This window comes from Streptomyces sp. SID3212, from assembly GCF_009865405.1.
GTDB lineage: Bacteria > Actinomycetota > Actinomycetes > Streptomycetales > Streptomycetaceae > Streptomyces.
This window is the reverse complement of the sequence record NZ_WWJY01000153.1, coordinates 1-1,889: the sequence shown is the minus strand read 5'-3', so window position 1 is coordinate 1,889 and position 1,889 is coordinate 1. Positions and strand designations below refer to the sequence as shown.

Sequence of the window (1,889 nt, the reverse complement as noted above, 5' to 3'; positions counted from 1 at the left end):
TGCCGGGGCCGCGCGCGGCCCCCGACGATCTGGAGCCGGTTCCGCCGCCCCGGCCTGCCGACCCGGCGGAACCGGTCAGGCCCGTCGATCCCGCCGCGCCCGCCGATCCCGTCACACCCACCGAGCCCGCGCCACCCGATCCACCAGACCTGTCAGATCTGCCAGATCTACCGGATCCACCCGACCTACTCGATCTACCCGATCTACCCGATCCATCGGCCTTCCTCGCCCTGCCCGCGAGCCCGTCGGAGGTTGTCGGCGCGCCTCCGCCCGACGGGGGCGGCAAGCGGCGGCACAAGGGCCTGTCGCACAAGGTGCTCAAGTCGCTCCTCGGCGCCTGGGCCCTGTCCGCGTGCTCGGCCGAGGAGACCGACCTGGTCGAGGCGCACCTCACCGAGTGCGCCCCCTGTGCCGACGAGGCCCTGCGGCTGAGGGACGCCGTCGGGCTGCTCCAGGACGACCGCAGCCTGGACCTCGACCCGATGCTCCGCTCCCGGGTGCTGGAGAACTGTCTCGGCCGCCGCCCCGCCCGGATCCCCGTGCCCGGCTGGGCCGCCTCGTACGACGCCGAGACCGCACGGCTCGACGCGCTGCTGCGGGACTTCGGCGACGACGAGTGGCGGGCGCCGGTGACGCTCAAGTGGTTCCAGGACGAGGGGACCGCGTCGCGGAGGACCACCGTCGCCGGGGTCATCGGCCACCTCATGGCCGTGGACGGCCTGGTGTCCGCCGCGCTCGGGCTGGACGACCCGCTCGCGGCCCCGCTCGGCGAATCGCTCGGCGCGCCCGTGCCTGTGGCGCCGGCGGACCGTACGGCGCGCTTCTGGCGCGACTCGGCGTTCCCGACCGCCCGTACGGTCCGGGGTCCCTGGCGGGAGCAGAGCCACACCCTCATCCGCACGGTGTCCTTCGCCGGGCGCGGGGCCGCCGAACTGTCCGTGTCGTACGGGGACTTCGCGCTGCCCCTGCGGGACGCGCTGCTCGACCGCGCGTTCGAGTGCTGGGTGCACGGCGGGGACATCGCGGAGGCGGTGGACTATCCGTACGACCCGCCCTCGGGACCTCATCTGCACCGGATGGTCGACTTGGCGGCCCGGCTGCTGCCCGCGACCCTCGCGGCGCGGCGCCGGGGCGGTCTCGCGTCCCCCGCCCGGGGGTTGGTGATGCCGGGCGCGCCCGGCCGGTCGCTGCATCTGGAGGTCGAGGGACCGGGCGGCGGGGACTGGTACATCCCGCTCGACTCCCCCGCGGCGGTGGGCTCCCGCGAGCTGGCGGTGGCCCAGATCGCCCTGGACGGCGTGGAGTTCTGCCAGCTCGTGGCGGGGCACGTGTCGCCGGAGGAGGCGGCGGCGGGGCAGGACGGTGACCGGGAGGCGATCAGGGAGGTGCTGCTTGCGGCGGCGACGATGAGCCGCCTTTAGGCGGTGGCCTTGCGCCTGTTTGTGGCCTCGGCCCGGTGCGTTTGGTTGCGCTTACTGATGTCCTCAATCGCCGGACGGGCTGGGTTTGTCGTGGTGACGGGGGGCGGGGCCTCCGGAGGTACGTATGTCCGGACTGCATGTTTTACGGCGCGTTCGGGTCCCCCGAACATTCAGGGTAGTCATGCGCCACAAAACACGCTTTACGTCCGGCCACACGCACCTCCTCCGACCCCACCCCCCTCACGCCGCCGGTGAACTGGACGACCCCCCGCCTCGGGGTGGGCCAGTCTCCGCCGGTGGGCGGTGCCGCTTACTGATGTCCTCAAGCGCCGGACGGGCTTGATTTTGGCCTCTGCCCGTCGCCGAGTGCGGGTCAAAGACGTCCTCAAACGCCGGACAGGCTGGAATTGCCCCCGGCCCGGTCGGCGGGTGCGGGTCAAGGATGTCCTCAAACGCCGGACGGGCTGG

Annotated in this window: 1 protein-coding gene; it reads left to right on the top strand. The window is 73.2% G+C overall.

Annotated features, from left to right (window positions below):
• Positions 1 to 29 precede the first annotated feature (29 nt).
• Entirely contained in the window at positions 30 to 1,421 is a 1,392-nt protein-coding gene (locus tag GT042_RS04325) for a zf-HC2 domain-containing protein (protein WP_161307360.1), read from the top strand.
• Positions 1,422 to 1,889: the final 468 nt, after the last annotated feature.